The organism is Stakelama sediminis (genome assembly GCF_014199335.1).
Classification (GTDB): Bacteria; Pseudomonadota; Alphaproteobacteria; order Sphingomonadales; family Sphingomonadaceae; genus Sphingomonas; species Sphingomonas sediminis.
In genome coordinates this window covers 110,774-136,155 of the sequence record NZ_JACIJI010000004.1, presented here as the reverse complement: position 1 = coordinate 136,155, position 25,382 = coordinate 110,774, and the positions used below count along the sequence as shown (strand labels likewise).

30 protein-coding genes are annotated in these 25,382 nt (G+C 62.1%); 10 read left to right on the top strand and 20 right to left on the bottom strand.

The window, feature by feature from the left end; genetic code table 11:
* Positions 1-70: 70 nt before the first annotated feature.
* The 3 genes from FHR23_RS11695 to FHR23_RS11685 are packed head-to-tail and all read right to left on the bottom strand — an operon-like array spanning position 71 to position 4,013.
* Entirely contained in the window at positions 71-871 is an 801-nt protein-coding gene (locus FHR23_RS11695) for a DUF455 family protein (protein ID WP_184004166.1), read from the bottom strand.
* Entirely contained in the window at positions 868-1,332 is a 465-nt protein-coding gene (locus FHR23_RS11690) for a peroxiredoxin (RefSeq protein WP_184004164.1), read from the bottom strand. Before FHR23_RS11690 ends, FHR23_RS11695 begins: the two co-directional genes overlap by 4 nt.
* A 5-nt stretch (positions 1,333-1,337) precedes the next feature.
* Entirely contained in the window at positions 1,338-4,013 is a 2,676-nt protein-coding gene (locus tag FHR23_RS11685; protein ID WP_184004162.1) for a bifunctional [glutamine synthetase] adenylyltransferase/[glutamine synthetase]-adenylyl-L-tyrosine phosphorylase, read from the bottom strand.
* 99 nt (positions 4,014-4,112) lie between these two features.
* Between FHR23_RS11685 and FHR23_RS11680 the strand changes: the two genes are divergently transcribed.
* A complete protein-coding gene (locus FHR23_RS11680) occupies positions 4,113-4,295 on the top strand; it encodes a hypothetical protein (RefSeq protein WP_184004160.1) in 183 nt (60 codons plus the stop codon).
* A gap of 7 nt (positions 4,296-4,302) precedes the next feature.
* Here the strand turns inward: FHR23_RS11680 and FHR23_RS11675 are convergent, their stop codons facing one another.
* Positions 4,303-4,947 carry a sigma-70 family RNA polymerase sigma factor gene (locus FHR23_RS11675; protein ID WP_184004158.1) on the bottom strand — a complete coding sequence of 215 codons (645 nt, stop codon included), beginning with the start codon at positions 4,945-4,947 and terminating at the stop codon, positions 4,303-4,305.
* 298 nt (positions 4,948-5,245) lie between these two features.
* Positions 5,246-6,049, bottom strand: coding sequence for a response regulator (locus tag FHR23_RS11670; protein ID WP_184004156.1), 804 nt, complete (start codon positions 6,047-6,049; stop codon positions 5,246-5,248).
* A 245-nt stretch (positions 6,050-6,294) separates the two neighbouring features.
* Between FHR23_RS11670 and FHR23_RS11665 the strand changes: the two genes are divergently transcribed.
* From FHR23_RS11665 to FHR23_RS11655, 3 genes are all read left to right on the top strand, one after another.
* Entirely contained in the window at positions 6,295-6,459 is a 165-nt protein-coding gene (locus tag FHR23_RS11665) for a NepR family anti-sigma factor (RefSeq protein WP_343043123.1), read from the top strand.
* A 69-nt stretch (positions 6,460-6,528) separates the two neighbouring features.
* The gene (locus FHR23_RS11660) at positions 6,529-8,049 is read left to right on the top strand and encodes a sensor histidine kinase (protein ID WP_343043122.1); all 1,521 of its coding nucleotides are present in this window, start codon (positions 6,529-6,531) and stop codon (positions 8,047-8,049) included.
* A gap of 246 nt (positions 8,050-8,295) precedes the next feature.
* Positions 8,296-8,430 carry an entericidin A/B family lipoprotein gene (locus FHR23_RS11655; protein ID WP_184004152.1) on the top strand — a complete coding sequence of 45 codons (135 nt, stop codon included), beginning with the start codon at positions 8,296-8,298 and terminating at the stop codon, positions 8,428-8,430.
* Between the two features lie 58 nt (positions 8,431-8,488).
* Here FHR23_RS11655 and tatC read toward each other — a convergent pair whose 3' ends face one another.
* The 12 genes from tatC to ffh all read right to left on the bottom strand — a co-directional run bounded on the left by tatC (position 8,489) and on the right by ffh (position 15,799).
* Positions 8,489-9,259 (bottom strand): twin-arginine translocase subunit TatC, encoded by a 771-nt coding sequence (gene tatC, locus FHR23_RS11650; RefSeq protein ID WP_184004150.1) that lies wholly within the window; start codon positions 9,257-9,259, stop codon positions 8,489-8,491.
* A complete protein-coding gene (tatB, locus tag FHR23_RS16610; protein ID WP_246359851.1) occupies positions 9,256-9,705 on the bottom strand; it encodes a Sec-independent protein translocase protein TatB in 450 nt (149 codons plus the stop codon). Before tatB ends, tatC begins: the two co-directional genes overlap by 4 nt.
* Positions 9,706-9,749: 44 nt before the next feature.
* Positions 9,750-9,980, bottom strand: coding sequence for a twin-arginine translocase TatA/TatE family subunit (locus FHR23_RS11640; protein ID WP_184004148.1), 231 nt, complete (start codon positions 9,978-9,980; stop codon positions 9,750-9,752).
* A 27-nt stretch (positions 9,981-10,007) separates the two neighbouring features.
* Complete coding sequence (gene scpB, locus FHR23_RS11635) at positions 10,008-10,583, bottom strand: SMC-Scp complex subunit ScpB (RefSeq protein WP_184004146.1); 576 nt, start codon at positions 10,581-10,583, stop codon at positions 10,008-10,010.
* Positions 10,580-11,320 (bottom strand): segregation and condensation protein A, encoded by a 741-nt coding sequence (locus FHR23_RS11630; protein WP_184004144.1) that lies wholly within the window; start codon positions 11,318-11,320, stop codon positions 10,580-10,582. The genes scpB and FHR23_RS11630 overlap by 4 nt, the downstream gene beginning before the upstream one ends.
* Positions 11,321-11,434: 114 nt before the next feature.
* Complete coding sequence (gene rplS / locus FHR23_RS11625) at positions 11,435-11,827, bottom strand: 50S ribosomal protein L19 (protein WP_184004142.1); 393 nt, start codon at positions 11,825-11,827, stop codon at positions 11,435-11,437.
* Between the two features lie 4 nt (positions 11,828-11,831).
* Entirely contained in the window at positions 11,832-12,560 is a 729-nt protein-coding gene (trmD, locus tag FHR23_RS11620; protein WP_184004140.1) for a tRNA (guanosine(37)-N1)-methyltransferase TrmD, read from the bottom strand.
* Complete coding sequence (locus FHR23_RS11615) at positions 12,557-12,934, bottom strand: PIN domain-containing protein (protein ID WP_184004138.1); 378 nt, start codon at positions 12,932-12,934, stop codon at positions 12,557-12,559. The genes trmD and FHR23_RS11615 overlap by 4 nt, the downstream gene beginning before the upstream one ends.
* Positions 12,927-13,199 (bottom strand): AbrB/MazE/SpoVT family DNA-binding domain-containing protein, encoded by a 273-nt coding sequence (locus FHR23_RS11610; RefSeq protein WP_184004136.1) that lies wholly within the window; start codon positions 13,197-13,199, stop codon positions 12,927-12,929. The genes FHR23_RS11615 and FHR23_RS11610 overlap by 8 nt, the downstream gene beginning before the upstream one ends.
* Before the next feature lie 32 nt (positions 13,200-13,231).
* Positions 13,232-13,708 carry a ribosome maturation factor RimM gene (rimM, locus tag FHR23_RS11605; protein ID WP_184004134.1) on the bottom strand — a complete coding sequence of 159 codons (477 nt, stop codon included), beginning with the start codon at positions 13,706-13,708 and terminating at the stop codon, positions 13,232-13,234.
* Between the two features lie 4 nt (positions 13,709-13,712).
* A complete protein-coding gene (rpsP, locus tag FHR23_RS11600; protein WP_184004132.1) occupies positions 13,713-14,189 on the bottom strand; it encodes a 30S ribosomal protein S16 in 477 nt (158 codons plus the stop codon).
* 110 nt (positions 14,190-14,299) lie between these two features.
* The gene (ffh, locus tag FHR23_RS11595) at positions 14,300-15,799 is read right to left on the bottom strand and encodes a signal recognition particle protein (RefSeq protein WP_184004130.1); all 1,500 of its coding nucleotides are present in this window, start codon (positions 15,797-15,799) and stop codon (positions 14,300-14,302) included.
* A gap of 227 nt (positions 15,800-16,026) precedes the next feature.
* On the opposite strand from ffh, the gene FHR23_RS11590 reads away from it, so the two are divergent.
* Complete coding sequence (locus FHR23_RS11590) at positions 16,027-17,667, top strand: putative bifunctional diguanylate cyclase/phosphodiesterase (RefSeq protein ID WP_246359863.1); 1,641 nt, start codon at positions 16,027-16,029, stop codon at positions 17,665-17,667.
* Here the strand turns inward: FHR23_RS11590 and FHR23_RS11585 are convergent.
* Positions 17,642-18,202: a DUF924 family protein gene (locus FHR23_RS11585; RefSeq protein WP_184004126.1), complete on the bottom strand. Its 561-nt coding sequence runs from the start codon at positions 18,200-18,202 to the stop codon at positions 17,642-17,644. The two genes, FHR23_RS11590 and FHR23_RS11585, sit on opposite strands and share 26 nt — an antisense overlap.
* Positions 18,203-18,293: 91 nt before the next feature.
* Between FHR23_RS11585 and FHR23_RS11580 the strand changes: the two genes are divergently transcribed.
* On the top strand, positions 18,294-18,671 hold the full coding sequence (locus tag FHR23_RS11580) for a histidine triad nucleotide-binding protein (RefSeq protein WP_184004124.1): 378 nt from the start codon (positions 18,294-18,296) through the stop codon (positions 18,669-18,671).
* Positions 18,672-18,762: 91 nt separating this feature from the next.
* Positions 18,763-20,328 (top strand): amino acid permease, encoded by a 1,566-nt coding sequence (locus FHR23_RS11575; RefSeq protein ID WP_184004122.1) that lies wholly within the window; start codon positions 18,763-18,765, stop codon positions 20,326-20,328.
* A gap of 75 nt (positions 20,329-20,403) precedes the next feature.
* Here the strand turns inward: FHR23_RS11575 and FHR23_RS11570 are convergent, their stop codons facing one another.
* On the bottom strand, positions 20,404-21,402 hold the full coding sequence (locus FHR23_RS11570; RefSeq protein ID WP_184004120.1) for a PfkB family carbohydrate kinase: 999 nt from the start codon (positions 21,400-21,402) through the stop codon (positions 20,404-20,406).
* Between the two features lie 169 nt (positions 21,403-21,571).
* Between FHR23_RS11570 and FHR23_RS11565 the strand changes: the two genes are divergently transcribed.
* Positions 21,572-21,949, top strand: a complete 378-nt coding sequence (locus FHR23_RS11565; protein ID WP_184004119.1) for a hypothetical protein — start codon at positions 21,572-21,574, stop codon at positions 21,947-21,949.
* A 146-nt stretch (positions 21,950-22,095) separates the two neighbouring features.
* Here FHR23_RS11565 and queG read toward each other — a convergent pair whose 3' ends face one another.
* Positions 22,096-23,133, bottom strand: coding sequence for a tRNA epoxyqueuosine(34) reductase QueG (gene queG / locus FHR23_RS11560; RefSeq protein ID WP_184004117.1), 1,038 nt, complete (start codon positions 23,131-23,133; stop codon positions 22,096-22,098).
* 50 nt (positions 23,134-23,183) lie between these two features.
* Between queG and FHR23_RS11555 the strand changes: the two genes are divergently transcribed.
* Together FHR23_RS11555 and FHR23_RS11550 are read left to right on the top strand one after the other, a co-directional pair.
* Positions 23,184-24,128 (top strand): ABC transporter ATP-binding protein, encoded by a 945-nt coding sequence (locus FHR23_RS11555; protein ID WP_184004114.1) that lies wholly within the window; start codon positions 23,184-23,186, stop codon positions 24,126-24,128.
* Positions 24,125-25,357 carry an ABC transporter permease gene (locus FHR23_RS11550; RefSeq protein WP_184004112.1) on the top strand — a complete coding sequence of 411 codons (1,233 nt, stop codon included), beginning with the start codon at positions 24,125-24,127 and terminating at the stop codon, positions 25,355-25,357. The genes FHR23_RS11555 and FHR23_RS11550 overlap by 4 nt, the downstream gene beginning before the upstream one ends.
* Positions 25,358-25,382 lie beyond the last annotated feature (25 nt).

Here is a 25,382-nt window from a genome sequence, read left to right as displayed (position 1 = left end):
CTGCTTTCCGAACGAAAATGGACGCGCCCCCCGCGCCATTGAATGAACCCCCTTTGTGTTGACCGAATCCCTATTGGGCAAGCGCCTGATAGTATTCGCGCGTTAAACCGGCAGTCTGACGGGCTGAGTCGTTGAAGGGTGGCTTCAATTTTCCGCGGAAATACGTACTGACGAGGTATTGCCAATGGGGCTGCGGCACTTGGCAAGCGATGCTGCAACCGGATTCGAACCAGCGCGTACCGATTCCGACATGGCGAATCTCGTCCGTATAAATACGATTCAAAATAGCTGCCGTGGCGTGGTCTCCAGCATCCAGTACGCGCGCGACCGTGGCCGGAGTTACATCCAGTCCGCGCGCCTCCAGCACCATCGGCACTACCGCAAGCCGGGCCAGCGCATCGTGCGCGGTTGCCTCCGCTGCCTCCCATAATCCCGCATGGGCAGGCAGCGCGCCATAGCCGCTTCCCAGCGCCCGCAGCCGCCGGTCGAGCAGCGCGAAATGCATTGCCTCATCCCCCGCCACGGATAGCCAGTCATCGACGAACGCGCGGGGATATTCTCCGCCAAATCGCCCCGCCATGTCGAACGCCAGATCGATGGCGACGAACTCGATATGCGCGAGTGCGTGCAGCAACGCTATTCTGGCACGTTCCGACCCCGCCCGCCCGCGCTTGGGCATCCGGTTCGGCGGCAGCAATTCGGGGCGGTCGGGCCATGCCGGGCGATCGGGCATCGGCACATCGAACCGCCAGGCAAGGCGCCCCTGCCGCCACGCGCGCACCGTCTTGCGCGCTGCCATCACCTTTTCGAATGGCTCGGCGGTCAGCAGCACGTCGCGGATCGCCACCGCGACGCTTGGCGCTTCGGTCACAACGCCTTCACCGCCTCCAGCACGGTCTCAACATGCCCCGGCACGCGCACCTTGCGCCAGCTCCGGATCAGTTTGCCGTCCGCGCCGAACAGAAATGTCGACCGCTCGACGCCCATATATTTGCGCCCGTACATCGACTTTTCGACCCACACGCCGAACGCCTCCATCACCGCGCCCTCGGCATCGGTCGCAAGCGGCACGGTGAGGTCGTGCTTGGCGATGAACTTCTGATGTTTGGCAGGGGAGTCTTTCGAAATCCCAAGCACTTGCGCGCCTGCTTTCGTAAACTGGTCGAGCGCCGCACTGAACTCCTGCGCCTCGCGCGTGCATCCCGACGTATCATCCTTGGGGTAAAAATAGAGCACGAAAGGCTTGCCCGCATATCCGGTCAGGTTCGCTTTCGAACCGTCAGGCAGTTCGACCTCGATATCGGGGATCGCATCCCCTTCGGCGATTGCCATGATCGCTACTCCTCTTCTGCTTGCCGGACCGCGTTCCAGCATCGGCTGACCTCCTGCCGGGTGGCATCGAAAGACGCAAGCACTGCATCCCAGTCCGGCTGGTTCAGCGCGGCGGCAACCAGCCCGCGACTGGCCTCTGCCGGCGGCTGCGCATCGGGTGCGACCAGCCGCAATGTCACCAGCATCCGGGTAAGAAAGGCATATGCCTCACATAGCGTGGAAGGCAACAGATCGGCTGCGGTGAGCAGTTCGATCGCCTTGCCCAGATTGGGATCAAAGCCGGTGCGATACCGCAATTGCTGTACATGCACCGCAAATTCCAGATCGACCAGCCCGCCGTCGAGCAGCTTTGCATCCAGCGGCCCAACAGCCGGTTTATGGGCCCGCATCTCATCGCGCATCGTCACCGCATCCGCCGCGATGTCGCGATCCGGACGTGCTCCCGCCAGCACCGCATCGACGATTGCCCGGATCGCCTCACGCGCGGCATCGGACCCGAACACCGGCCGCGCACGTGTCAACGCCATATGCTCCCACGTCCAGGCGCTTTCCTGCTGATATTTGCGAAACCCCTCCAGCGACACCGCAAGCGGCCCCTGTGCCCCCGAAGGACGCAGCCGGGTATCGACCGGATAGAGCGGCCCCGCCGCCGTCGCGACCGACAAAGCGCCGCTGATACGTTGTGCCAGCCGATTATAATAAAGCACTGCACCAAGTGGCTTTTTGCCATCGGACTCGGCCATATGATCGCCGGTAAACAGGAAGATCAGGTCAAGGTCGGAGGCATGGGTCAGGACTCCGCCGCCCATCCTGCCCAGCGCCAGAACCACCAGTTCGCTGTCCGGCACCCTGCCGTGCGCACGCGCAAATTCGGCAATGGTGGCATCCGCGATCACCTGAATCGCGGCCTCCGCCACACGGGCATATCCGGCCGCGACAATCAGCGGGTCGCTGGCCGCCGCAATGATCTGCGCACCAAGCGCGAACCGCTTCTCACCGACCAGCTTGCGCACCCGGTCCAGCACAGCCTGATAATCGTCGCCTGCCTCTCCTTCTCTCATTTCCGCAATCAGCGCGGGAATGCCGGGCATCGGCTTCAGCGCGGTTGCGTCGATCAGCCCGTCGAGCAACTCGACCCGGCGCCCGAGCACATCGGCAAGCGTCGGCGCATGGCACAAAATGGCACTCAGCAGGTCCGCCAGACCGGGCTGCGCTTCGAGCAGACGAAAGAAGTTGATCGCACTGGGCAGCCGCGCCAGCAGCGTGTCGAGACGCCGCAATGCGGCCTGTGGGTCGGCGGACTGGCCGAACGCCTTCACCAGCCCCGGTAGCGCCGCCTCCAGTGCCGACTGGGCGGCGGCACTGCGCAGCGCGGGATAGCGTTGCGCGCGCCACTTTTCGATCAGCCGCACCGCCTGATCGGGCTCGGCAAAGGCCGCATCGGTCAGCTTTTCGGTCAGCCGGTCGGCATCCTGCGGCAGCGCAGCGCCGCCTTCGGGGTCGAGCGCGTCGTAAATCGTCCCTACCCGCTCGACCCGCGGCGCCAGAAGGTCCAGCAACGCCTTGCCGTCCTCCAGTCCATGAAGTTGCGCGACATTGTCGAGTGCTTCGGATTTTTCCGGCAAGATATGCGTCTGACGGTCATCGACCATCTGGGTGCGGTGCTCGATGGTCCGCAACAGGCGATAAATGTCTGCAAGGCTTTTGGCATCATCGCGATCGATCCACTGCGCATCGGCCAGCGCCGCCAGTGCATCCAGAGTTGCAGGCACCCGCAAATCCGGCTCGCGCCCGCCGTGGATCAACTGATGCACCTGCGCGAAAAATTCAATCTCGCGAATGCCGCCGCGCCCGCGTTTCAGGTCATAGCCCGGCCCGAACCTCTGCCCTTCGCTATGGTGATCGCGAATGCGCCGGGTGATCGAGCGAATTTCTCCGATGGTCCCGAAATCGAGCGACCGACGCCAGACAAAGGGACGAATGGCCGTCAGAAACTCTTCGCCCAGCCTCAGGTCACCGGCAGCCGCGCGAGCGCGAATAAAGGCAGCGCGTTCCCAGGGCAGCGCCTGCGATTCATAATAGGAAATGGCGGCCGAAACGGGCAGTGCGGGCGGTGTCGCTTCCGGCGAAGGACGCAGCCGCAAATCGACGCGCAGGACATAGCCTTCGCCGTCGCGGGTCTGCAAAATCTGGACGACACGCTGCGCGATCCGTCGCGCCGAATCCTCGACAGCTTCGCCTTCGCGGTGCGGCAGGGTATCCGGATCGTACAGCAGGATGGGATCGATGTCGGAAGAGTAATTGAGTTCGCGACTGCCTTGCTTGCCCAGCGCAATGGCGGTGAAGCCGCGCGGCTCGGCATCCGGCACCCGTTCCAGTATCGCCGTACGGATCGCGATATCCAGTGCGCGGTCGGCAAAATCGCTGAGTGTCGTGACGACGCGTTCGAACGGATAGCGCCCCGACAGATCGCCGAGCGCGACCAGCAGCGCAAGGCGACGACGCTCGATCCGCAACTGAAGAACCGGTGATTCCAACGCTTCCGGTGGACGGCACGCCTCCAGCGGATCGACAAGCGCATCGTCCAGCCGCTCGATCAGCGGCGCTTCCCGTACGATCAGATTGGCTAGAAACGGCGCGTGTTTTCGGGCGCGATCCAGTGCCGTTTCAAGGTCGTGCATGGTGCCTCTTTATTTCCGAAATTCACAACGCGCTCACTATTCATCAAAATGCGCAGGCAACAAATTCGGTTCTGGACCGTTCTATACTGCATGACAAAGATGTCATCTTCTCATGGCGACCACGCCCCCGGCAGCCCCGTATCGGTGGAAACTCCACGGGTCTATGACGGGCTGGGCAGCGCGTTGAGAGATGCCTATCGCCGGGACAAGGGGCTACCAAACGACATGATGGACTGCCTTGCCAGACTCGACGCTGCGTCGGGACATACTAAACTGTCCTGAACGTTTTTTACCTGTCGCGGCTCAGGTCGTCGACTTCGCCCATGATTGAATCCAGTGCACTCTTTTCGTCGGAGGGGCTCTCGCTCCTTGGGGCAAGTTGTCCGTCAGACAGTATATTATCGAGCGCCACCCGCCCGCGCGCCACGCGACTTTTAATCGTGCCAACGGCAACGCCGCAAATTTCGGCGGCCTCCTCATAGGCAAAACCACCCGCGCCCACGAGAATCAGTGCTTCGCGTTGCGGCTGGGGCAGGTGCAGCAGTGCACGCTGCATATCCGACAATTCGATATGCCGGTCCTGACTGGCAGGGGCCGCCAGAATGCGATCGGCAACCAGATCGTCCCACTCTCCACGGAAGCGCGCACGCCGCATCTGGGAAAGATAGAGGTTGCGCAAGATGATGAACGTCCATGCGCGCATATTGGTGCCCGCCTGAAACCGCTTACGCGCCGCCCAAGCCTTTAACAGCGTTTCCTGAACCAGATCGTCGGCAAGATCACGGCTGCCCGACAACGAACGGCCGAAAGCGCGCAGATGCGGAATGACCTGCGCCAGTTGTTGTTTGAACTCCGAATCCGGCAACGCGACATGTTCCCGGTCCCTGTCCTCACCGGACTGGCCAGCATCCCCCTGTTGCTCCGCGTTCTTCATGCCATCCCGTTCAAAAAATATACAAATCCGGCCTGCCATGCACACTGCGCCACGGCATCACATAGGACACCCCCGGCGAATTTGCCATAGATGCAGGTTCAGAAAACAAAAACGATGAAAAAATATGCGATCACGACGAGGACCAGCGATATCGCAAGGATATTGCGGGTCATGTGCGGGGTTGCCCCCGCACGCGCATCGTCGGTTTTCAGATGGATCGGTTCTTTGTCGTCCTCTGCCATACAGGTGTAACGATCCAGATCCGTTTTGGGTCCGTATCGAAATCCGGACCCGTCGCCTACCCCGCCGGAACCGTCGATTCGTCAAAGAACAGGGCCTGGCTGATCGCCGCCTTCACTGTCGAACGCTGGAACGGCTTGGTGATCAGGAACGTCGGTTCCGGCCGTTCGCCGGTCAGCAGACGTTCGGGGAAAGCGGTGATGAAAATAACCGGCACGTTGAACTGGGCCAGAATATCCTTCACCGCATCGATGCCCGAACTGTCGTCGGCAAGCTGAATATCGGCGAGCACCAGACCGGGACGATCCTCCATCGCCAGCGCCACGGCTTCATCACGCGTTACCGCCACACCGGTCACGTCATGACCCAGGTCACGCACGATCGTTTCGATATCCATCGCGATAATCGGCTCGTCCTCGATAATGAGGACGCGCGCACGCGTCTGCTTTTCGATTTCGCCCAGCGCTTCTTCCACCAGCCGCTCGACCGTGTCCGGCGATTCATCGATCAGATACGCCGTATCCTCAATCGTAAAACCTTCCATCGCGGTCAGCAGCAGCGCCTGTCGCGATGTCGGCGCCAGCCGCGCCAGCCGCGCGCGGGCAATCGCCTCGCCATCCTCAGCACTTTCAGCCTCACGCTTTTCCCATTCATCGGGATGGGTCGAACTCCAGATCCCCTGGAACATCCGATAAAGCCCCAGCCGGGGATCGACGTTTTTCGGGAATTCTTCCGGCGCAGCCACGATCGCCTCCAGCGCGGCGCGGACATAGCGATCGCCTTCCGACTGACTACCGGTGAGAGCGCGCCCATAGCGCCGAAGAAAAGGGAGATGGGGTGCGAGCTGCTGTCCTAACGACATGAGTTATTGTGTCTCCTCCGTGGATCGGGAACGCATCATACGGCCGATCCAGATGCATCTAAATAGCTGTTGGCGCCGATGGAAGAATGCCCTCCCCTCTTTTTGCACCATGCATGGAACCATCGAGGCGCTTTTTTGTTTCATTCTCTCTACAGGATTGGGATACAGCGCCACGAGAGCCGCCCGAACCTGATGTGTCTGGGCATGAATATTCGGTGACGATACCGATGGGTAAGGGGAATACAGTGCGATCGGACAACGATCGAAACGAGACAAAGCCAACGGTTGACGGCGACAACTCTGCGAAAAAGGATCGTAATGTCGGCGACGCCCTGCGTGCCGTATATCGCGAGGCGGTTGCTGAAGACGTGCCGGATGAAATGCTCGATCTGCTGAAGAAACTCGGCTAGTCCGCCGACATGGCCGAATCGGAAACACCGCGAACCGGGACGTCGTTCCGGGATAGTAGGCTGGCGCGGTTGCACACCGGTACAAAAGTCTTCCTGATCATTTCCGCCGCACTGTTGCCGCTGGCGCTGATCGCTCTTTTCGCAACGCTTCAGACTACGCGTATCGTCGATGTCGAATCGCGCGCGCGCCTGCGTGTTGCGGCATCCGAAGGCGCGCGATCGCTCGCCAACGAACTGGTGGGCGATATGACGGCTCTGCGCGTAGCGCTCGATACGCTGGAAGACGATCCCGATAATCGTCCCGGTTGCGCACGCGTTCAGGGCGTGTTTGCTCAGCAATATGCCGCCGGAACCCAGTTTGCCGTTCATGGTGTCGGCGGCAAATTACTGTGCGGAAACGCAATTCCCTATCCAATGCCCGTCCGACACCAGAATCAGCGATTTGGCGTTTCCATTATCGATGGAAAGGGCCTGCTGCTCTCCGTCCGCGGCACGCGTCCCGGCGCCTATGCGCTCGCCTTTTTCCCCACCGATTTTCTGGCGCGCGTTGCCCGTCCTTCCGGGTTCATGCCTCCGTATGCCGCGATGATCGAATATGATCATAGTCAGTTACATCTGGCCACCCTCACGCAGCGCGGACCGCTCGATCGGCGCGAGCAACTTGCCCTGCCGCTGGGCTTTGACGGCGTGAAGCTGAATATGGCGGTACGCTCGGCACCGATTACATCGCCGATGCTGGTATCCATGCTGCTGCCGTTACTGATGTGGGCGGCTGCGGCGGGCATTGCCTGGTTCGTCGTCGACCGGCTGCTGATCCGCCCCCTGCGAAAGCTGGGCCGAACGGTCAGCGCCTATCGGCCGGGCGAGGTCATCGAACTGCCGCTGGGCGCGCTCCCCGCAAAGGAAATTCGCGAGCTGAGCCTCAGCTTTCAGGATCTTACCCGTACAGTGCAGGCGCATGAATCCGACCTTGCGGAGGGTCTGGTACGGCAAACGCGATTGACCCGCGAGGTCCATCATCGCGTGAAGAACAACCTGCAGGTGATCGCCAGCCTGATCAATTTTCATGCCCGCAGCGCAAAAAACGGTCAGGTGACCCAAGCCTATGCAACGATCCAGCGGCGCGTGGACGCACTGGCGGTCGTCCATCGCTATCATTATGCGGAGATGGAGGATCATCGCGGGCTGGAGCTACGATCCGTCATCGGCGAACTGGCCTCCAACCTGCGTGCCACCGCCCCGACAGAAGCATCCAAGCTCGGCATCATGCTCGATCTCGACCCCTATCTGGTGTCGCAGGACACGGCCGTCGCAGTCGCATTCCTGCTTACCGAGCTGGTCGAACTGGCCATGCAGTGCAATCCGGCGGCAATCGTCAATATTTCCCTGAAACCCGGCGACCATGACAAGCAGGCGATGTTGCGCGTCAGTTCCGGTGCGCTGACCCCCGGCCCCGTCTTTGATGAAATGGAGGCAACGCGCTATGGCCGCGTATTGACCGGCCTCGCCCGACAGTTGCGGGCAAAACTCCATCGCGACCCGCTTGTAGGCAGTTACGAAATACCGATTGCCGTCAAAGGTCTCGCCTGAAGAAAAAACTTCAAATTATTTGGAACCACTGCCGTTGAGTGACGTTCTGAAGATCGGATAGTGACCTTTTGCCCCCCCGCTCTCGCTATCCACGACATGGGCCCGGAAGCGTCAACCCCTCCCCCCCGGTGACGCTTTCGGGCCTAAATCTTTCCGTCTAGTTCAAAATGCCCGCCGCAAGTTCAGGGAACGGGATGGCCGCCCATGCATTTAGTTTTTACCGAATAAGGATCGGCGGAGGATATTATGCGAAAAATTATGGCTGCAGCGATGATTGCCGGAACGTTGTTGGTTGCCGCGTGCAATACTGTCGAAGGTATGGGCAAGGATGTTTCCTCGGCTGGCGACACCGTGGCGAACACCGCCGATTCAGCAAAGTAACCACAAACAGAATTTCACACGGAAAGCGGGCCAGACGCTATCGCGTCTCGGCCCGTTTTTATGCGGCAGAGGCGTCGCTTGCTTCCCGGCGTTTCTTTTCCGTGAACCAGATGCCGATCATGCCGAGTTCGTAAAGCAGGATCAGTGGCACCGCGAGCAGGAATTGGGAGCCGATATCCGGCGGCGTCAGAATGGCTGACACCGCGAAGATTCCGACAATCGCATAGCGCCGTGCCGACACGAACTGAGCGCGCGTCACAAGGCCGGCGCGTTCCACCAGCATCATGAATATGGGCAGCAGGAACGCCAGTCCGAAAGCGAACAGGAACTGCATCACGAAGCTGAGATAATTGCCCACCGAAGGCAATGCATCCTGCTCGATCCCCCCCATATTGCCCTGATAGCTGAGCAGGAACTTCAAGGAGAGCGGGACGGCGACGAAATAGGCCATTGCCGCGCCCAGCAGGAACAGGATCGGCGTCGCGAACAGAAACGGCAGCAGCGCGCGCTTTTCCTTGCGATACAACCCCGGCGCGACGAACTTCCACAACTGGTTGGCGATGATCGGGAACGACACCATCAGCCCGGCGAAGAACGCCACCTTAACTCGCACGAAAAAAGCTTCGAAAATCTGGGTGAAGATAATCCGCTTCTGCCCGGCATGGACCAGCGGCTGCACCAGAAACGCAAAAATCTCTTCCGCAAAGAAATAGCAGATGATGAATGCCGCCACGACCGTCAGCACGGAAAACAGCAACCGCCGACGCAATTCGATCAGATGCTCGAGCAGCGGTGCCTTGCTGTCGTCAATTTCGTTGTCATCGCTCATTCGGTAGAACCGGGCTTGTCGCGTTCCGGCGTCGAAGATGGCGAGCGCTCGACGTCTGTACCCCCGTTGCCATTTTCCGACGTCGGCGCATCGGCATCCCGGATTACGGGCTGGGTAACCAGGTCCGGCCCCTTGTCGGCATCCGGCCCCTCCTGCGCCTGCGGCCTGGCATCTTCGTCCGTATCATGATCGGGTGCAGGCAGGGACGGCGACGGATGTTCGCGCATGATGCGCTCATTTTCCTGCGCCCATTTCTTTTCCATCTCGGCCAGTTCGGCCTCCCGCACCATCTCATCGAAACCGGCGCGGAACTGGCGGGTGACGGAACGGGCACGTCCCACCCAATAGCCGACCACGCGCATCGCCTTTGGCAGGTCCTTGGGACCGATAATCAGCAAAGCCACTATCGCCACGACCAGCAGTTCGGGCGATCCGATATCAAACATGCATTGCCCTGCCTTGGAACGCGCCGTGATGCGCGGTCAGCGGATCAGCGCTCTTCGCGCGTGCGTTCACTCTCACGATCAAAGCGTGCCTCGGACGTCGGCCGGTTTTCGATCCGCGACGGTTCACGCTTCTGCTCTTCCTCGTCGGACATGCCCTTTTTGAAGTTCTTGATGCCCTGCGCAACGTCGCCCATCATGTTGGAAAAGCGACCGCCACCCAGCAACAGCACTGCGACGACGGCGATAATGATAACTTGCCAAATACCCGGACTCATACCGAATCTCCTAGAAACACCCCCTATCTAGTCCTCTTCATCGTCATTTTCTAGCACGACCTGCTCCATCGCCAGATCAACGGGATCGAGCAGACCGGCCGCGCGCAAATCCTCCAGCCCCGGCAGGTCACGGCGGCTCGCCAGACCGAAATGAGCAAGAAACGAAGGGGTTGTGGCATAGGTGAGCGGACGCCCCGGCACTTCCCGCCGTCCGGCCGGACGGATCCAGCCCGCCTCCATGAGCACATCAAGCGTCCCTTTCGAAATCTGCACTCCGCGGATCGATTCGATTTCGGCACGCGTAACCGGCTCGTGATAGGCGATGATCGCCAGCGTCTCGGTCGCCGCTCGACTCAGCTTGCGGGGCTCTTCACGTTCGCGGCGCAGGAAATGAGCAAGGTCGCCCGCCGTCTCGAAATGCCAGCGCTCCCCGCGCCGGACCAGCGCGATGCCGCGTCCGGCATAGTCCTCTATTAGCCGGTCGAGCGCCGCGCGGACATCGCACTCGCCGACATGGGCGCGAATTTCCCCGACGGTCAGCGGCGCGTCGGCGGCGAACAGCACCGCCTCCACCGCACGCGTGACTTCATCCGCCGGTGTCATGCCCTGCCCTTCAGGTAGAGCGGCGCAAAGGCCGTTTTCTGGCGCAACTCGACCTTGCCCTGCCGCGCCAGTTCCAGCGCCGCCAGAAAGCTCGATGCCAGCGCCGACTTGCGATAGCCCGGATCGGCTCCATCGGGCAGAAACGTCTCGATGGTCGCCCAGTCGATTTGTTCGCCCAGCATCGCGGACACCCGTGCAATTGCGGTTTCCAGCGTCATCACCGGGCGCTGGCGCACGACATGCATCACCGGCCGCGTCCGCGCACTGACCCGGCCATAGGCGGCGATCAGGTCATAGATTTCCGCCTGCCACTGCACCTCGCGCACCGTCCGCAACCCCTCCGGCGCGCCGCGCGGAAACACATCGCGGCCCAGCCGGTCCCGCGCCATCAGCCGCGCCCCCGCCTCCCGCATCGCATTCAGCCGCTCAAGCCGCAGTTGCAGGCGCAGTGCCAATTCTTCGGGGCTTGGCTCGACTTCCGGATCGCGCGGCAGCAGCAGTGCCGATTTCAGATAGGCCAGCCACGCCGCCATGACGAGATAATCGGCCGCAAGCTCCAGCTTCAGCGCATGCGCGCCTTCGATATAGGAAAGATATTGCTCGACCAGTTCGAGGATCGAAATCTGTTTGAGGTCGACCTTTTGCGTCCGGGCAAGCGCCAGCAACAGATCGAGCGGCCCTTCCCAGCCGTCAATCTCCAGCGTCAGCGTATCGCTTTCCCCGTGCCCCTCATCCATCGGCCAAGGTTAAGCAGCCGTCAGGCGTGGCGGCAAGCCCGCGCGACACGACGCGCAACGAAAAAGGGCGCAGGAAGCATCCTTCCCACGCCCTCAATCTCAAAAAACGCGCGCTTATTCAGCAGCAGCGGTTTCCTTTGCCGGACGGGTGTCGCGGCGCTCGGCGATACGTGCCGACTTACCGGTACGACCACGCAGATAATAAAGCTTGGCGCGACGAACGACGCCCCTGCGTACCACGGTGATCGAATCGACGTTGGGCGAATAGAGCGGGAAGACGCGTTCCACACCTTCGCCAAACGAAATCTTGCGCACGGTGAACGACGATCCCATGCCCTTGTTCGCACGCGCGATGCACACGCCTTCGAAATTCTGGACGCGGGTGCGTTCGCCTTCGACGACCTTCACGCCGACGCGCAGCGTGTCGCCGGGACGGAATTCGGGAATCTGCTTCGCCTCGTTAAACTTGGCGATCTGCTCTGCTTCGAGCGTCTGGATGAGGTTCATTGACCTATTCCTCAATCTTTTGCCGCGCACCAGAGGGCGACAGGACCGGATCGCCACCATAGCGTTCCCACAAGTCCGGCCGCCTTAGCCGTGTATCTTCTTCCGCCCGTGCTTTTCGCCAGGCGTCGATTTTCGCATGATCCCCCGATCGCAGCACTTCAGGGATCGTGCGCCCTTCCCATGTAACAGGCCGGGTATATTGCGGATATTCGAGCAGCCCCGTTTCGAAGCTCTCATCCTCTCCGCTTGAAGCCGCGCCCATTACGCCGGGAAGCAGGCGAATGCAAGCGTCAAGTAGCACGAACGCGCCGATTTCTCCGCCCGACAGCACATAATCGCCGATCGAAACGGGTTCGATGGCACGGCCTTCGAAAATCCGCTCGTCAAAGCCTTCGAACCGGCCGCACAGCACTGCCACACCCGGCCCCGCCGCCAGTTCACGCACCCGTGCCTGGGTCAGCGGCTTACCCCGCGGCGTCATGGCAAGGACGGGAACGTCGCCGGAAACGCTGTCCACCGCCGCTGCCAGCACATCCGGCTTCAACACCATGCCCGCGCCGCCACCGGCGGGAGTGTCGTCGACGCTGCGATGCCTGTCGATCGCAAAATCGCGAATCTGCACGGTATCGAGCGACCAGCGCCCCTCGGCCAGCGCCCTGCCCGCCAGCGATATGCCCAGCGGCCCCGGAAACATCTCCGGGTACAAAGTGAGGACGGTGGCGGCGAAGGTCATTGTGTCCAGTTCTCTACCTTCAGCCTCGGCACATCATCGAAGTCGCGCTCGTTATTCGTCACCAGCGTCAGTCCCAGCGCCAGTGCATGCGCAGCGATCAACCGATCGAACCGCCCGCGCTGAAACGGAATGCGGCGATAGGCAAGCGCTTCCGCACGACCGAAGTCCAGAACCGGCACAATTGCGAAAAATGCTTCCAGCATCGCTGCCTCATCATCTTTGCGCAGACCGCGATATAATTCAGCGCAGGCAATCGACGAAATGACCGCCGTTCCGGGAACGCACTCCTCCAGCCGACGCGTGGCCGGACTTTCCGCATCCGCCAGAATGTAGATGCAGATATTCGTGTCGAGCAGGAAGCGTGGCTCAGTCACCTTTGAGCGATTTTCCTTCCCAATCGAGTTCCCGCGGTTCCATGATCCGCTGTTCCGGTGTCAGTGGTTTCAACCAGGGCATCGACCCTGCTACACCTGTCAGATTGATCCGCTTGTCCGTTCCAGCCACCGGTTCCACGATGTAGCGGCCATGCTCCTCGCGCACCGTCACCTCTACGCCCGCCGCGATACCTAAGGCCTTAGGCAGTCGTACCGCGACCGAATTTCCCGATTTGAAGGTTCGTGTGTGCCGCTCTTCGCCCATGCCATGCCTTTCGTATATACATCTCGTATATACTAGGTAATAAAGTCCGCAACAAGCACCAGCCGCGTTTCATCCCATTCGGGCACGGCATCCGCCGTCATCGGCACCATGAAACGTTTGCCGTCGGGGCGTTCGATCTCGATCACGTCGCCCGCGCCGAAATTATCGACCGCGACGACCATACCGACCACCGCCCCGTCCGGCGTTTCCACCGGCAGGTCGAGCAGGTCGACATGATAATATTCGCCCGCCTCCAGCGGCGGAAGTGCCGAACGCGGCACCGTCAGTTCGGTGCCGCGCAGTTTTTCAGCCGCCGTGCGATCGGTGACTTCGGCAAAGCGCGCAATCGCGCCGTTGCTGCCGTCACGTACCGATTTGAGCGTCAACGCACCGTCGTTAAACGCGCGATGACTGCGCAGATCGTCGGCAAAGACCTTCAGCCGGACTTCCCCCGTCACACCATGCGCGCCGGTGATGACGGCCAGCGTGACGGGTTTGTCCGTGGTCAAGGGATCAGCCCTCGGCCTTTTCCTCGGTCGCAGGGGTTTCCTCGGCGGTCGCCTCGGCAACCTGCTCGGCTTCGGCGGTCGGCTCTTCGGTCGCAGCCTCAACCTCGGCGGCCATGACCGCTTCGGCTTCGGCTTCCTGCTGCGCCTTCAGCTTTTCTGCACGCTCTTCAGCGCGTTCTTTGGCCTTTTCGCCCGGTTCTGCCTTGTTCGGGTTGTTGCGCGCTGCACGCTCACGGATGCCAGCGGCATCGAGGAAGCGGGCGACGCGATCGGTCGGCTGCGCACCGACGCTCAGCCAGTGCTTCGCACGGTCGCCGTCGAGCTGAACGCGCTTTTCGTCATCCTTGGCGAGCAGCGGGTTGTAGCTGCCGATCTTTTCGATGAAGCGACCATCGCGCGGGCTGCGACCATCGGCCACGACGATCCGGTAATAAGGACGCTTCTTGGAGCCGCCCCGCGACAAACGCATGCTGAGTGCCATAGTATCAATCTTCCTTCTTAAACGTCACCCCAGCGCAAGCCGGGATCTCTATCCATTCACCCGCCGCCAGCGATGCCAGCCTTTGCTGGCATGACGGACAGGGCCAACCGTCACTTCTTCTTGTTCAACATATTCTCGAAACCGGGGGGCAGCTTCGGCATCCCGCCACCGGGGCCGCCCAGACCGGGCAGATTGTCCATCTGCCCCATCGCCTCACCGACCTGCTGACCGCCCAGCGCATTGCCCAGACCGCCCATGCCGCCGCCGGGACCGCCCTTGCCGAGCATTGCCATCATGCCTTTGATACCGCCCATTTTCTTGAGCTTCTTCATCGCCTTCTGCATTTCCAGATGCATTTTCAGCAGGCGATTGACGTCCTGCACCGTTGTGCCGGAACCCTTGGCCACGCGGATCTTGCGCTTGGCGTTGAGCAGCGCGGGCTTTTCGCGCTCCTTGGGCGTCATCGACGTAATCATCGCATCCATGCGCAGCAGCAGCCGTTCATCGACCGCGCCCGACGCCATTGCCGCCTGCGCTTTCTTCAGACCCGGAATCATGCCCGCGATGCCGCCAAGACCGCCCATTTTGCGCATCTGCTGCAACTGGGCGCGCAGGTCGTTCATGTCGAACTGGCCTTTGGCGAGCCGGGTCGCCATGCGCTCGGCATCTTCCTGCTCGATCGCGGCAGCCGCCTTTTCGACCAGGCTGACGACGTCGCCCATGCCCAGGATGCGGCCCGCGACGCGCTTCGGGTGAAACGGCTCGATGGCATCGAGCTTTTCGCCCATGCCCGCAAACTTGATCGGCTTGCCGGTGACGGCCCGCATCGACAGCGCCGCACCGCCGCGCGCATCGCCGTCCATCCGCGTCAGGATCACGCCGGTCAGCGGCACCTGTTCGGAGAAACTCGACGCAACGTTGACCGCGTCCTGCCCCGTCAGCGAGTCGACGACGAGCAGGATTTCCGCCGGGTTCGCGACGTCGGCAATCGCCTTCATCTCGTCCATCAGCGCCTGATCGACATGCAGGCGGCCCGCGGTGTCCAGCATCAGTACGTCATGGCCCTGCAGCTTCGCCGACTGCATCGCGCGCCGCGCGATATCGACCGGCTGCTGCCCCTCGACGATGGGAAGCGTCGCCACCTCCGCCTGCGTGCCGAGTACCGCCAACTGCTCCTGTGCAGCAGGGCGATTGACGTCCAGCGACGCCATCAGCACCTTCTTGCCGTCGGTCTTCGACAACCGCTTGGCGAGCTTGGCGGTGGTGGTCGTCTTACCCGACCCCTGCAACCCGACCAGCATGATGACAGCGGGCGGCGTGACGTCGATTTCCAGCTCGGCAGTATCGGGGCCGAGCATGTCGATCAGGGCGTCGTTGACGATCTTGACGACCTGCTGCCCCGGCGTGACCGAACGCAGGACGTTCTGCCCGACCGCCTGTTCCGTCACCTTTTCGACGAACTGGCGGGCGACGGGCAGCGCGACATCGGCTTCGAGCAGCGCCACGCGCACTTCGCGCATCGCCGTGCGCACGTCCGCCTCGGTCAGTGCCCCGCGCCCGCGAAGCCGGTCGAATACGCCGCCTAATCTGTCGCTCAAGCTATCGAACATCTGCACTCCAATCCGTAGCATCCCTGCAAACGCAAAACACGCCGGCGGACGAAACCTCGTCGGCCGGCGTCGTCCCGTGGGACGGCATGTTTTCGTTTGCATTCGCTAACGTTGCGCTGCGCCATAGCCGCAATGCCGGTCAAAGGCAAGATGCAGCGGTTTAACCCCTTCTATACCGATATCGTGCGAAATGCCTCAATGCGGGTAATGTGGGGACCACGACCATGATGAGGGATGGAAATCGGACGGCGTTGCAGGACGACGCGGTTCCGGATGCATCGAGCCAGTTACTGAGCGGCGCCGTCAGCGTTGCCGCCATCCTGCTGTTCGTCGGCACTGGCAGTTCCGTGCTGTCCGCGACGATCAATCACTATTTCCGCGGCGGCGCAGCGGTCGATCAGACGATCATGATCGCCCTCATGCTCAATATCGCGCTGATCCTGTTCGGCTGGCGCCGTCACGGCCATCTTGCCCGCCGCATCGAAATCCACACCGCCGCCGAAGCCCGCGCGCAGCAGCTTGCCGCACGCGACCCGCTGACCGGCTTCCTCAACCGCCGCAGCCTTTCCGAAGAAGGAGCTGCGCTGCTCGCGCAGGCGCGCAAACGCGACAAGTCGATGGCGCTGATGCTACTCGACCTGGATCATTTCAAGACCGTCAACGACATGCACGGCCACGCCGTCGGCGACGCGCTGCTGCGTACCGTCGCGGTGGAGATTACACAGATCATGCCCGGCGGCGCGCTGACCGCACGGCTGGGCGGCGACGAGTTTGCCTGCGCCCTGCTGTTCGATGCCGACCATCCCGATACGATCGAGCGAATTGCCGAACGCCTGATCGCGCGCATGGCACAGGCCTTTGAAGCCGATACAGTGCGCTGCCATATTTCCTGTTCGCTCGGGATTGCGCGCTCGGATCGCGATTGCAGCAATATCGAAGCGCTGATGCGCTGCGCCGACATTGCCATGTATGCGGCAAAGAAGGCGGGTCGCAATCGCTTCACCTGGTTCGACCATTCGATGGAACGCGAACTGAAGGCGCGCAACGATCTGGAAAACGGTCTTCGCAGCGCCATCCCGCGCGGCGAGATCGTGCCCTATTTCGAACAGCAGGTCGATCTGGAGAGCGGCAGGCTGGAGGGGTTCGAGGTGCTGGCACGCTGGGACCACCCCACGCGTGGGCTGATCCTGCCCGAAGTCTTTATTCCGATTGCCGAGGAAACCGGCCTGATTGCCGACCTGTCGCTGTCGCTGATGCGGCAGGCGTTCACGGTGGCGCGCGACTGGGACGATTCGCTGCGGCTGGCGGTCAATATTTCGCCCTGGCAATTGCGCGATGCCTGGCTCGCACAGAAAATCATCAAGCTGCTGACCGAAACCGGTTTTCCGGCCCGGCGACTGGAAATCGAAATCACCGAAAGCGCGCTGTTCGAAAATCTCGAACTGGCGCAGTCCATTATCGGCAATCTGAAAAATCAGGGTACGACGGTCGCGCTGGACGATTTCGGCACCGGTTACAGCTCACTTGCCCATCTGCGTGCGCTGCCCTTCGACCGGATCAAGATCGACAAGAGCTTCGTCACGTCGATGAACGAAAGCCCCGACAGCGCCGCCATCGTCACCGCCATTGCCCGGCTCGGCGAGAGTCTGAACCTTCCTGTCACGGCTGAGGGTGTGGAGGATGAGGCACTCGATATCCGCCTGCGCGAAATCGGCTGCGCCCGCGCACAGGGCTGGTTCTACGGCAAGCCGCTATCGGTAATCGGCGCGCGGCGCCTGCTTGCCGAAAAAGGGTTGTTGCGCAGCAGACCAGCCGAAACGGTATCCGCCCCGCAGGACAATCTTACCAGTCAACGGCTGACCGGCTGAGCCAGGCGCTTTCGGCCGGCGTGGATTCCCGGCCCAGCGCGGCATTACGCCCCGGAAAACGCCCGAATTCGGTAATTACCGACGCATGCTGACGGGCAAAGTCCAGCGACTGTTCCAGTCCCGGTTCGGCAAAGCGTTTCAGGCTTTGCGCCTGCATGTCCGCGCGCTCCGAATGCATCAGCGGCATATAGAGAAAGGCGCGGCGGTCGGGCGGCAGCGCCTTGTCCCAGCCACGCTCGATCGCACGCTGCGTCAGATCCAGCGCCAGCGGATCCGCGGCAAAGGCCTCTGCTTCGCCGCGATGGATATTGCGCGAAAACTGGTCGAGCAGGATGACCGCAGCCAGCAGCGTTTCGGGGTCGTCGCGCCAGCCCGCCGCTTCTTCCGACAGCACGGCATCGCGCAAGCCCGAAAACCGCCGGACAATTTCGGTATCGAGCGTGTCGTCTTTGCCGAAATGCTGTTCGGGCGCGCATTCCTCGAACCAGAACGCCAATATCGCCCGCGCCTGTTCCCGCGCATCCTGTTTCGTCATGATTTGCTCCGATCCGCCATCCGCCCGCTGGTTTCTCCGTGGCGGCACTGGCATATGGGGAAGCATCCGCCTGAAAGCCAAGGGATACGCCATGCCGATCGATGCCACCCTGCCCTATGACGACGACAATATCTTCGCCAAGATCCTGCGCGGCGAAATTCCGTCGAAGAAAGTCTATGAAGACGATCATGCCTATGCCTTTCACGACATCAACCCGCAGGCGCCGCACCATATTCTGGTGATTCCGAAGGGGCGTTACGTGTCCTGGGACGATTTTTCGGTGAAAGCCTCCGACACCGAAATCGCCGGGTTCGTGCGGGCGGTGGGCAAGGTCGCGCGCGATGCGGGCTTTGTCGAACCCGGCTATCGCCTGCTCGCCAACACGGGACCGGATTCGCATCAGGAGGTTCCGCACCTGCACGTCCATATCTTTGCCGGAAAACCGCTGGGGCCGATGCTCACTCGATAAAGGGATTGCGCGCACGCGATTTGCGGTTAGGCTCCGGCCAATCGCAAATTTGCGGCATTCTGCCGCCCGCAATCTCCGGGGGTTTTCCTATATGGACTGGCGCGTAAAGCCATTAGACGCAATCCTAGCGACCGCAGAGAAGAAATCGCTCAAGCGAACACTCGGCGCCTTCCAACTGATGCTGTTCGGCATCGGTTGCATCATCGGCACCGGCATTTTCGTATTGACCGCCGCCGGCGCGCAAAAGGCCGGTCCCGGCCTGATGCTCGCATTCGTGATCGCGGGCGCGGTCTGCGTCGTCGCGGCGCTGTGCTATGCGGAAATCGCGGCCATGATCCCTGTCGCCGGGTCCGCCTATACCTATAGCTATGCCTCGGTCGGCGAATTTCTCGCCTGGACCGTCGGCTGGGCGCTGATCCTCGAATATGCGGTTGCTGCAAGCGCGGTTTCGGTCGGATGGTCGGGCTATTTCTCCGGCACCTTCCTGAACGAATTTTTCGGCGTCCATCTGCCACCCTGGCTGGCCGCGGGGCCGCTGGCGCTGGGCGGCGAAGCAGGCGGTTTCATCAACCTGCCCGCACTGGTGATCGCTCTGCTCGTCACCTGGCTGCTGATGATCGGCACCAGCGAGAGCGCGAAGGTCAACGCCATTCTCGTCGCGATCAAGGTCGTCGCACTGACGGTGTTCGTCGGCCTGACGCTCACCAGCCCCGATTTCAGCCCGGAAAAGTTCAACCCGTTCCTGCCCGCCGGCGTATTCGGCGGCATCGGCACCGGACTCGGCGCGGTTGGCGCAGCGGCAACGATCTTCTTCGCCTATGTCGGTTTCGACGCGGTATCGACCGCTGCTGAGGAAACGAAAAATCCGCAGCGCAACGTGCCCATCGGCCTGATCGGATCGCTGTTGTTCTGCACCGTCTTTTATGTGCTGGTGGCGGCAGGCGCGATCGGCACCATCGGCGGCCAGCCGATCATGGGACCGAACGGCATCCCCTTCCCCGCCGGGTCGGAAGAACTGGCGCGCCAGTGTGCGATGCCCGCCCATGCGCAGGCACTCGTCTGCTCCAAGGAAGCGCTGGCCCATGTGCTGCGTGAAATCGGCTTCTCCTGGTTCGGTAACGCCATGGGCGTCGCCGCCTTCCTGGCCCTGCCTTCGGTTATCCTCGTGCTGATCTTTGCGCAGACCCGCATTTTCTTCGTGATGAGCCGCGATGGCCTGTTGCCGAAGAAGCTGAGCACGATTCACCCGAAATGGCGCACTCCGCACATCATGACCGCCATCACCGGCGTCGTGGTCGCGATCGCCGCCGCGTTCCTGCCGGTCGGCATTCTGGCCGACTATGCCAATGCCGGTACGCTCTATGCGTTCATGATGGTCGCGGTGGCGCTGCTGGTGCTGCGGGTCAAGGATCCTCAGCGCAAGCGCAGCTTCTTCCTGAAGGGAGCGTGGGTGATCGCACCGCTGACGATCGCGGGCTGCATCTTCCTGTATGTCAACCTGCCGATCGAAGCGATTCTGGTGCTGCCCGGCTGGGGCATTATCGGCTTGCTCGTCTATTTCGGCTATAGCTATCATCGCAGCCATCTGGGCCGCGGCATCGTTGAGGTTGTCGACGATATCGAAGGCGATGAGGCGATGGTTCCGATCAAAGACTGATCGAACGATCCAATAAAAAGAAAGGCCGGAGGATCGCTCCTCCGGCCTTTTTTGTTGCCGCGTCGGGCGCTTGGCTCAGCCGAGCTTTTCAGCCATCAGCTTTTTCAGATCGACCTCTGGCCGTGCGCCATAGTGCGAAATGATTTCGGCCGCGCAGATCGCCCCCATGCGCAGCGAGTCCTCCACCGAATGCCCATGCGCCTGCCCGTGCAGGAAGCCTGCGGCGAACAGGTCGCCCGCCCCCGTGGTGTCGACCACCGCTTCGATCGGCTCGGCGGCGACCTGCGCACGCTCGCCATCCTTGATCGCGATCGCGCCCTTTTCGCTGCGGGTCACGACCAGCAGCGGAACCTGCGCTGCGATCTTCGCGACCGCCGCCTCGAAATCCTCGCTTTCGGCCAGTGCGTAAAGCTCATTTTCGTTGGCGAAGAGAATATCGACCTGCCCGTCGGCAATCAGCTTGCGAAAATCGTCGCCATGGCGCGAAATGCAGAACACGTCCGACAGGGTGAAGGCCACGCGCCGCCCCGCCTCGCGGGCAATCTCGATCGCCTTGCGCATTGCCGCGCGCGGTTCTTCGGGATCCCACAAATAGCCTTCGAGATAGAGGATTGCGCCGTCCTCGATCAGCTTCGGGTCCAGCGCTTCGGGCGGCAGGAACTGCGACGCACCCAGAAAGGTGTTCATCGTGCGCTGACCGTCCGGCGTCACGAAGATCAGACAGCGTGCCGTGGTCGGCGCGCCTTCGCGGGCGGGCGTGTCGAAATGGATGCCGACCGAACGAATGTCGTGCGCGAAAATCTCGCCCAGCTCATCCTGCGCCACCTGGCCGATAAAGCCGCACTGACCGCCCAGCGCTGCGATGCCCGCAATCGTGTTTGCCGCCGATCCGCCGCTGACTTCGCGGCCCGGTCCCATCTTGGCATAGAGCGCGTCCGCCTCTTCGGGCGAAAAGACGAGCTGCATCGAACCCTTGGCCATGCCTTCATCGACGATGAACTGGTCATCCGCCTGGGCAAGCACATCGACAATCGCGTTGCCGATCGCAACGACATCGTAACGGGGGGTGGTCACATGTTTCTCCTGAAATTCCGATGGACGGCCCCTAAGGGCGGCGGCGGCACGGCGCAAGCGCCGGTCGGTGGGCCGGACAGGCTGACCGGATGGACTTGGCCCTTGCGGACGCTGCCCCGCCATGCTGGAACGCAGTACGAAAAAAAATGCGATATCCGGGGTCAATGCGATGAAAGGGATTATTACCGCCTGTTGCGCCGGCATTCTGGTTGCAGGTTGCAGCAGCGGAAATATTATCCCGCCGCGCGCCGAACAGCCGCCGCCGCGTCAGACATACAGCACCGCCGGGCTGGAGCGGGTCATGGGCAAGGATGCCGATCAACTGGAGCGGTTGTTCGGCAGGCCCATTGCCGACGTCACCGAGGGTTATGGCCGCAAGCTGCAATTCGGCAGCGCGATCTGCGTGCTCGACGCCTATCTCTACCCCCCGGACGGCGGGCACGGACAGCCGACGGTGCGCTATATCGACACGCGTCAGCGCGACGGCAGTCCCATCGACCGTGCCAGTTGCGTGGCGGCCCTCACCCACAGCAAGGGCAGGCGCTAGGACGGATCGACATTCAGCCCTGATGGCCTGCAAAAGGCGGCTTTCCGCGCTTCCGGTGCTCACGTACTGAAAGTACGCTGCGCGCCGGGTCTCGAAAATCCACCATTTTCGCCACATCATCTTCTGAATGTCGATCCGCCCTACCATCAGAGGCGCATGGATGCCCAGCGTGCGGCGTCGGCGACGACCGGGTCGGCATCTTCACACAAGGCGACCACCTGCTCGCGAAATGCCGGGTCGCCGCTGTTTCCCGCCGCGATCAGGCAGTTGCGCACCATCCGGTTGCGCCCGATCCGCTTGATCGGGGAACCGCGAAACCGCTCGCGAAACGCCGCGTTGTCGAGCGCCAGCAGCTCCGCCAGTTTCGGTGCCGCCATGCCTTCCCTCGCTGCAAAGGCCTGATTGGCTGCGCTTTGTTGCGCAAACTTGTTCCACGGACACACCGCCAGACAATCGTCGCAGCCATAGATGCGGTTGCCGATCGCCTCACGAAACTCATCCGGTATCGGTCCGGCATGTTCGATCGTCAGATAAGAGATGCAGCGCCGGGCATCGAGCCGATAGGGCGCGGGAAAGGCATCGGTCGGGCACGCCTGCTGACATGCCGAACAGGAACCGCACCGGTCCCGTCCCGGCGCATCGGGCATCAGATCAAGGGTGGTGTAGATCGCGCCCAGGAACAGCCAGCTTCCATGCTCGCGGCTGACCAGGTTGCTATGCTTGCCCTGCCAGCCCAGCCCGGCGGCCTCCGCCAGCGGCTTTTCCATCACCGGCGCGGTATCAACAAATACCTTCAGCTCGCATCCGGCCTCCGCCACCAACCAGCGCGCCAGTGCCTTCAGCGCCTTTTTGACGACATCGTGATAATCCTTGCCCTGCGCATAGACGGAAATGCGCCCGACCTCCCCATCGTCCGCCAGCGCCAGCGGATCGCCTGTCGGGGCGTAGCTCATTCCCAGCGCAATGACGGAGCGCACATCGGGCCATAGCCCGGCCGGGCTTGCGCGATGATGCGCCCGTTCCTCCATCCAGATCATGTCGCCATGGCGCCCTTCGGCAAGCCATTGGTGCAGGCGCTCCCCCGCTTTCGGAGCAGCATCGGCGCGTGCGATGCCGCTGGCGACGAACCCCAGTTCCGCCGCCTTATCCTTGATCCGCGATTCCAATGGCTTGTGTTCACCCATCCCTCCCCGCTACCACAGGCGGGCGCGATTTGCGCGGCAGCTTTTTCCGGATGCCGCGACACGCAACAGGAGGGCATGTGGGGGATCAATACGCGCTCGAAGCGCACGGACTGGTCAAGATTTTCAGCGGCCAGCGGGTCGTGCAGGGCGTCGATATCGCCGTGCCGAAGGGCGCGATTTACGGCGTGCTCGGCCCCAATGGGGCGGGCAAGACGACGACCCTGCGGATGCTGCTGGGGATCATCGAACCGGACGGCGGCACACGGACCCTTCTTGGGAACGCCTATCCGCGCGATATCAGCGACCGGGTCGGCTATTTGCCCGAAGAACGCGGGCTGTATCCCGGCATGAAAGCGAAAGAGGCAATCGCATTCATGGGCGCGTTGCGCGGTCTCGACTGGAAAACCGGGCGCGAGCGCGCGGCGGTGATGCTGGAAGAGGCCGGACTGGGCCATGCCATCGATTCCAAGATCAAGAAACTGTCCAAGGGGATGGCGCAATTCGTCCAGCTCCTCGGTTCAGTCGTACATGAACCCGAATTTCTGGTCCTCGACGAACCTTTTTCCGGGCTGGACCCGGTCAATCAGGAACGGCTGGAAGCGCTGGTGATCAAGGAACGCGATCGCGGCGCGACGATCCTGTTCTCGACCCATGTCATGGCCCATGCCGAACGGTTGTGCGACCGGCTGGCGATCATCGCGGGCGGCAGGCGACGATTCGAAGGCACGGTTGCCGACGCCCGCGCGCTGCTGCCCATGCAGGTGCACTATACGCCGCATCACGACGGCGCGGGGCTGAAGGCACTGCTGCCAGCCGACGCGCAGCGCGAAGGCGAGGAATGGCGTTTCACCATGCCCGATGAAGGCGTGGAAACGCTGCTGGTCCGCCTGATCGAGGCTGGTCACGGCATTTCCGGTCTGTCGATCGAGCGCCCCTCGCTGCACGATGCCTTCGTCAAGATTGTCGGCCGCGAAGCCGCGGAGGAAATGGAATGAGCAACCTTACCCGAATGGTGCGCGACACCGCGACCGTCGCCCGTCGCGACTTCTTCGCCATGGTCGGTACGCCGACCTTCCTCCTGTTCCTGCTCGCGCCGCTGCTGATGATCGGGTTCGGCGCGGTCGGCGGCGTCGGCGGTGCGATGGTCGGCAAGAGCGCCGATGCCAAGGAGCGTATCTACGCGATTGTCGACGGCGCGACAGCGCAACGTTTCATGGCCGTCGACAAGCAGTTGCGCCCCTTATTCTCCGGCGACGCCAGGCCGCCGGAGCTGGAAATCGAATCCCCGGCCGCCGATCCCGCCGCACAGGCGAAAACGCTGCTGAAGCAGGACAAGCATGACGTTCCGGCGGTGCTCTATGGCTCGCTGGCGCAGCCGCAAATCCTGCAACGCAACAAGACCTCGCGCAGCGCGCGCTATCTCGCGCAGATCGCTGAACAGGTGGTGCGCGAACAAACCGACGGGCTGACCGGCCCGCTGAGCAAGCCCGACTTCGTGCAGATTGCACGGCAAGGCAGCTCGATCGGCGGTAAATCCGCCACCGGCTTCTTCGCCGTGACCGCGCTGTTCGTCCTCACCCTGATGCTGTCGGGCCAGACGGTCGGCACCATGGCGGAGGAACGGTCGAACAAGGTCATCGAAATCCTCGCCGCCTCGGTCCGGCTGGAAAGCGTGTTTCTGGGCAAGCTGATCGGCATGTACGGCGTAGCGATGGTATTCATCGCCTTTTGGGGCACGCTTGCGCTGCTGGTCGGATCGTTTCTGCCGCCCGATACCTTGGCAAGGATGGCGGCGATGCGTCCTGCCATCGGGTTGCCCGCCTTTTTCGCGCTGTTCTTCCTCTATTTCACCATGGCCTATCTGCTGCTCGGCACCGTATTTCTGGGCGTCGGCGCACAAGCCTCCACCCCGCGCGAAATCCAGATGCTGTCGCTGCCGATCACCATTTTCCAGATGGCGATGCTGGGGCTGGCATCCGCATCGGTGGCGGTTCCCGATCAGCCGGTGGCGCTGATCGCCGAAATCTTCCCGTTCAGTTCGCCCTTCGCGATGCTGGCCTATGGCGCACGGTCCGCCTCCTGGTGGCCGCATCTGCTGGCGATCGGGTGGCAGCTTTTGTGGGTAGCGCTTTCGATCACCATCGGCGCGCGGCTGTTCCGGCGCGGTGTATTGCAGTCGGCAGGCCCCAAATTCCGCTGGAAAGCACTGCTGGGCCGTACCTGACCGAACGACGTATTGACATTAGTGT